The 5999-nt window shown below is 46.1% G+C and carries 6 protein-coding genes; all 6 read left to right on the top strand.

Going from position 1 to position 5999, the window contains the following annotated elements:
• Nucleotides 1–477: 477 nt before the first annotated feature.
• Nucleotides 478–678: a carbon storage regulator CsrA gene (gene csrA, locus Q0668_RS07340; RefSeq protein WP_298862075.1), complete on the top strand. Its 201-nt coding sequence runs from the start codon at nucleotides 478–480 to the stop codon at nucleotides 676–678.
• 441 nt (nucleotides 679–1119) lie between these two features.
• A complete protein-coding gene (locus Q0668_RS07335) occupies nucleotides 1120–1896 on the top strand; it encodes a flagellar hook-basal body protein (RefSeq protein ID WP_298862072.1) in 777 nt (258 codons plus the stop codon).
• A gap of 72 nt (nucleotides 1897–1968) precedes the next feature.
• The gene (gene flgG / locus Q0668_RS07330) at nucleotides 1969–2769 is read left to right on the top strand and encodes a flagellar basal-body rod protein FlgG (protein ID WP_298862069.1); all 801 of its coding nucleotides are present in this window, start codon (nucleotides 1969–1971) and stop codon (nucleotides 2767–2769) included.
• Nucleotides 2770–2812: 43 nt separating this feature from the next.
• On the top strand, nucleotides 2813–3958 hold the full coding sequence (flgA, locus tag Q0668_RS07325) for a flagellar basal body P-ring formation chaperone FlgA (protein WP_298862066.1): 1146 nt from the start codon (nucleotides 2813–2815) through the stop codon (nucleotides 3956–3958).
• Entirely contained in the window at nucleotides 3958–4905 is a 948-nt protein-coding gene (locus tag Q0668_RS07320) for a flagellar basal body L-ring protein FlgH (RefSeq protein ID WP_298862063.1), read from the top strand. The genes flgA and Q0668_RS07320 overlap by 1 nt, the downstream gene beginning before the upstream one ends.
• Before the next feature lie 38 nt (nucleotides 4906–4943).
• Nucleotides 4944–5999 (top strand): flagellar basal body P-ring protein FlgI (locus tag Q0668_RS07315; protein ID WP_298862060.1); only part of this gene is annotated, 1056 nt, incomplete at its 3' end.

Here is a 5999-nt window from a genome sequence, read left to right as displayed (position 1 = left end):
ATCCCGCTGAAAGATTGAGTGGAAAATGGATTGTGAAAAAGAGACATGGTGAGGTGAACTCCTCCCTAAAGCCTGTCGAATGAGAATCGATCTCTGAAACTATGTGATATCAGAGTTTATCGGCTATCTTCTTATGAGGATCTTATGTCGAATTTGCTGAGCGGTTTGGTTTGGCCACTGAGGATACGTTTGACGCATTGTTGCAAATTGCTACACGTGTATTTGAACAATGATGTATGATCTTGCGTTAGGTGATTTCGCAATTTTAAAATAGGTAGTTTGATGAACTGTGATCTGAAAAGAAGTTCATTCAACTTTAAGGGTTATTATAAATATTTTAATTTTTCTGATTATTCTTCTCACTGGAACCAGGTTTGCTGCGTATAATATTGTGAGTTGGGAAAAGATTCCTGGTTCGTGAGTGTAGGGCCTGTTAAATGTATCAAAGGAATGTGCTCTGAAGAAAGGAGTTCACCAATGTTAGTGCTCACAAGACGCAAGGATGAAGAGATTCTGATCAATGACAACATCTCTATCAAAGTGCTTTCAGTCAAGGGGAATCGAGTTCGCCTGGGAGTGGAAGCGCCTAGTGATGTGCAAGTGAATCGTGCAGAAGTACAAAAATTACTCTGTGAATTTGAAGTAGAAACTGTTCCGGTTCAGAGTTGTGGTTTATAAGAGAATTGAAGAGGTTCGCCTCGTAAACAAGCAGCTGGTTTGATTATTTCGCTGAGAGAGATTGATTGAATTCCATTAATGGCTCTGTTCTGTCGTTGTAATCAAGTTGCTGCTTTTTTCTGTAATGTCCGTTTGAAGTCTCACCTTACCACTGCCCCTCGCCATTTCCTTAGCTTTCTAAAGTAATGTGACAGCGTTCCAGCACCAGATATGATGGTGTATTGCTTCCAGATTAGTTTACTTTCGTGCATTAAGACGTTCCTGTCTCGTTTTTCGCCCGAGTGTGAAAATAGGGGGAGTGGCCGATATTTAAGGATTACATTAAAGATACCTGTTATATCGATCCGATAGATAAATGGGGGGAACTGTCTATCGAAACTCATTGTTCTCGTTGTCGGAAGTTTTTGAATTCACCGGCAGTGGATCAAGTCAGGTATCAAGATGATTTACGGCATGTACCTCTCAGCACAAGGAGCCGATGCAAATTCGGTGAGGCTTGATGTGCTATCCAACAATATGGCGAATGCGAATACGACGTCGTTTAAGCGTGACGTTCCTATTTTTCGCATGAACCCACCTTTCGATGAGCAACAAGGTGGTCTCAGCGCGCCACTGCCCGGTGATCTGGAAAATCACACCGGTGGCATCTCTCTGGAAACGATTCGTACCGACTTTGAACCAGGTTCGTTTATTACAACAGATGGCGATCTGGATTTAGCGATTCAAGGTCAGGGCTTCTTTCAGGTAGGCAGCTCACAAGATTCTTTTCTAACACGCAATGGCTCCCTTTCAATCGACCCCGATGGTCTGCTCGTCACTGCCGATCAAGGTTTACCGGTTCTGTCAGTCGATGAAAAAGAGATCGAAATTCCTAACGGAACGACTCGGATCGAATTTTCTACAGATGGCGTACTGACTCCCTTTGATGCGAACGGGCAGTCGCTGGGATCAATCGCTCAGGTGGCCGTCGTGATGCCGAGCTCTCTGGACGAATTAGTAAAAAATGGTAACGGCCTGTATTCAACTGAAGGACGCATTTCAGGAGTCAATGATTCCGTCAGTATTAAGCAGGGTACTCTGGAAGCTTCCGGAACCAATTCAATCGAAGAAATGATGGAACTGGTGACGACATCCAGAATGTTTGAATCCAATATCAATATGATTAAGTTACAGGATGATTCTTTGGGACGTTTGCTGCAAAGCATGCCTCGTCGTTAGGGACACACTTTTTTACATCAATAGAATCTGCTGTAACCGATTACAGAAATTGAGGGAGTAAGGAGACAACACATGGGAGTAAGAGCCCTCTATACCAGTGCCACGGGAATGTCCGCCAACAGTTTTAATCTCGATATGATTGCCAATAATCTGGCTAACTCGGGGACGACTGCCTACAAGCAAAGTCGCGCCAATTTTGAAGACCTGTTCTATGAACACTTCAAATTGCCCGGAGTGCAGGACAACGCCGGTAATATCACTCCGACCGGAATCAGTCTTGGTATGGGAACGCGGGTCCAAAGTACGGAAGGAGACTTTAGTCAGGGGTCACTTGTGACCTCAAGTGGTACCTATGACCTGGCGATAGTCGGCGATGGTTTTTTTCAGGTAAATGATGGAACTCAAACGTTATACACACGCGCCGGAAATTTTACACTGAATGCCAATGGCAACATGGTAATGGCCTCTGCAGATAAAGGTTACCTGCTTGAACCGAATATCTCGATCCCACAGGATGCGGTCAATGTTTCGATTTCCGGCGATGGTGTTGTAAGTTATCAGCAACAGGGATCCAATCAGATTCAGACTGCCGGCAATATCCAAATTGCGAGGTTTATTAATAACCAGGGTCTGCTGCGTCAGGGAGACAATCTGTTTGCAGAAACAACGGGTTCAGGCAATGCTCAAATTGGGGATCCCGGAACAGAAGGTCGCGGACAATTGCGTCAGGGGTTTCTCGAGCAATCCAATGTAGAACCGGTTCGCGAATTAGTAGAACTGATCAAAACTCAGCGAAATTTTGAATTGAACAGTCAGGTTGTTCAAGCCGCTGACCAGGCTTTGCAAACTGTTGCCAATATGCGTCGTTTCTAATCTGAAAACAAAACATCGAATCATTATTACAAAGTTAGTATTTATGAGTCGCTACTGGATCAATTTGCTTTTGAGTGTAACGCCGGTCATCTGCTGTTTTAGCAGCGGGGGCGTACTGCACGCAGAGATTCTGCGTCTGAAGGCGACAGCTGTTGTTGACTCACCGGTTGTGCGACTGGGAGATGTTGCGGATGTTTTGAACGCCGATGCAGATCAGGTTGCCCGCATGGAAGCGATGTCATTACAGCCAGCGCCCGCTCAGGGGCGCACTTTGTTGATCACGATTTCTCAAATTCGAAGTCGCTTGCAGGCTTTGGGAGTCGATCTGAGCCAGCTGGAACTGACAGGAAAAAGTCAGGTTCGCGTCAGTCTGAAGCAGTCAGAACAACGTGAGACCCGAACTCCCGTTGCAACACAACACGATGTAAAAACGGCCGAAGAAAAAGTAGAACGGGCCCTTTCTGAATGGGTGAAACGTTCTTTCTCCGATCAGAGCCACTACTCAGTCACTGTGCGGATTCATCCCGAAGATATTGGGTTGGTCCTCAAGAGTCGAGCAGACTCTTTTCGTTTTCCCGGATTGGCAAGTACTGAAGAGACAGAACAGGAAGTGGCTTTAAAATTAAGCGATTCCAGCGGATCAAGCAGTCAGGCCCGTATTTACTGCCGACTGCAGAAAGTTCCTGAAATCCTGGCTACAAAATATACGTTGAACAAAGGAACTGTGATTCGAGCGGATGATCTCATCTGGATCAAACCCGAGCAAAATCAAGCAGGTATTACTGACCCCCGACTGGTGATCGGCAGGGAACTCACACGTACGGTGCATCAGTCAAACATAGTGCGAAGCCAGGATTTGATAAAAGTGCCTCTGATTCGCGATGGTGCGATCGTGACGGTTTCTGCACGACGGGGCGCCATTTCGGTGAAAAGAGAAATGCGAGCGCGCGGCACGGGTGGTATGGGTGATCCCATTACGCTGATCGCGCTGGAAGGTCGAGATCGATTAACGGCGACCATCATAGGATATAACCAGGCTGAAGTGAACTATCGTCCGACTAATGGAATACAACGTAATTCCGGGATTCAATTTATTTCCGGTAGTTCAGGAACGAAACGATCTGTTATTAGCAGAGACGTGGGTCGAAATCAGTCTGGGCGGGTCATTCGAAGTGGGGGAATTCGATAATGAAATTTGAAATCAGAAAATGGCGAACTGCCATTGGGGTTATTAGAAACAGTGAGCGAATCTGCCAGCACCATTGTGTGTTGGCAGTATTACGGGAGGCGATTTCCCTGGGATGTATCGTATTGTTTTATTCTTCTGTTGTTCAGGCACAAGCTCCAGTCGTGCCAGGTACAGCGTTAGCAAATCCGACCAAGACAATCCGATCATCCCAGGGTACTTCCGACGCTGAAAATGTGAAAGAAAAAAGAAGAACTCGAAGCAAGCGCTCAAGGTCTCCTGAAAAAATTGCTTCCAACATGGATGAATTTGGTTATTCAGCAAACCCAATCCAGTTAACATCATCCCTGGCAAATACTTTTGGTCAAGGTGATATTTATTCGGATCCTCCGAGGCCGCCTTTGGTTAAGGATTATTCTCTGATCTATGTTCCGGCGCCGGAGCCGATTGTTGTGAAGGTACACGATATCATTTCGATCATGGTTGATGAAAAGTCCAGTGTGACCATTGATTCGCGTTACAATCGAAATCGATCCGAGACATTAAAGGCCGAGCTGAAGGAATTTTTGCGAATTGATGAGGCAGGCAACCTGGCACCTGCTGCTTTAAACAGTCCTAAGATCGATGCACAACTTCAAGGACGGTTGCAAAGTACAGGTCAGGTGGAGGACCGCGAAGGAATCCAATATCGAATTGCCGCGATTGTGGTGGATATTCGCCCGAATGGAAATTTGATTCTGGAAGCCCGGAAAAGCATTCGAACGAATCGCGATGTCTGGGAGTATCGATTAACGGGTGAAATACGCAGTAAAGATGTGAACCGAGACAATACCGCTTTAAGCGAGAACATTGCCAATCTGGATATTGTGAAACATCAGAGAGGTAAAGTATATGAAAGCACGAAAAGACCCTGGGGAGTGATATTGTACGATTTGATCTTCCCCTTTTAATTCCATGTCCTGCTGTTGATCAGCCACGAGAAAATATTATGAGATCCCGGTCAAAAAAACTTGTTTGGCTTCTGATTGCTTCCATAGTCATCCTGCAGAATTCTGCGACTGACTTATGGGCGCGTACGCGTGTCGAGAATATCTGCACAGTTTACGGCATGAAAGAAATCAAGTTGACCGGCATGGGCCTGATTGTCGGTTTGGATGGCTCGGGTGATGGAAGCAAAAATCTGGCAACCATTCGCAGTCTGGCAGCAGCGCTCAAACATTTGAACAATCCGATTGTTGATTTAAAAGATCTGTCAGGTGCTAATAACGTGGCGCTTGTCATGATTGAAGCTACGATTCCGGCCAGTGGAATTCGCAAAGGTCAAAAGCTGGATTGTTTTGTCAGTTCCATGTTGGGTGCCAAAAGTTTACGCGGGGGTCGACTCCTGGTCGCTCCAGTGGCAACTCCGGAAATTGGAAATGGAGTGGGAGCAGGTCTGTGTTCCGGTGCCATTATTCTGGAAGATGAAACATCACAAGCATCCGGGAAAATAATTAATGGACTGGTGATGGAGCGGAATTTTGAGCTTCCTTTTATTGACCGTAAAACTCGATCGATTACTCTACTCGTCGATAAACAGCATACCGGTTTTCATACAGCCAGCGAAGTAGCACGCGTGATTAATTCCGAATTCAGTTTTGAAGCGGGCAATCAGCAGTTGGCAATTGCGCAGGGGCCGGGACGAGTTTTTATTCGAATTCCCAAACAATATACGGAATCACCGGTCGAGTTTGTCGCCGCCGTAATGGAAGTGGGAATCGATCGACCGCATCAGCAGGCACGCGTTGTAGTCAATCCAAAATCACAAACAGTTATTGTTACCGGCGAAGTGGAAATCAGTCCGGTTGTGATCTCACATAAGAATCTTACGATTGGTGTTGGAAATGCTGAGGGGGGATTACCAGGAGGCTTTGTGCCGATTATTGGTCAGCAGGGACAACAGAGTACTCAACGTCTGCAGCAGTTAGTTGAGGCGTTAAATCAATTGCGAGTTCCTACAGACCGGGATTTCCCATATGGGTTGAGCCTGGAACAGATCCAGACT

The organism is uncultured Gimesia sp., from assembly GCF_937910335.1.
In the GTDB taxonomy this organism is placed as follows: domain Bacteria; phylum Planctomycetota; class Planctomycetia; order Planctomycetales; family Planctomycetaceae; genus Gimesia.
Note: the sequence above shows the minus strand (reverse complement) of the source record. Positions and strands in the feature narration are given on the sequence as shown.

Excerpts from the sequence above, each read along its gene's own strand:
- csrA (WP_298862075.1), top strand. The coding sequence starts at position 478 with ATGTTAGTGCTCACAAGACGCAAGGATGAAGAGATTCTGATCAATGAC.
- Q0668_RS07335 (WP_298862072.1), top strand. The coding sequence starts at position 1,120 with ATGATTTACGGCATGTACCTCTCAGCACAAGGAGCCGATGCAAATTCG.
- flgG (WP_298862069.1), top strand. The coding sequence starts at position 1,969 with ATGGGAGTAAGAGCCCTCTATACCAGTGCCACGGGAATGTCCGCCAAC.
- flgA (WP_298862066.1), top strand. The coding sequence starts at position 2,813 with ATGAGTCGCTACTGGATCAATTTGCTTTTGAGTGTAACGCCGGTCATC.
- Q0668_RS07320 (WP_298862063.1), top strand. The coding sequence starts at position 3,958 with ATGAAATTTGAAATCAGAAAATGGCGAACTGCCATTGGGGTTATTAGA.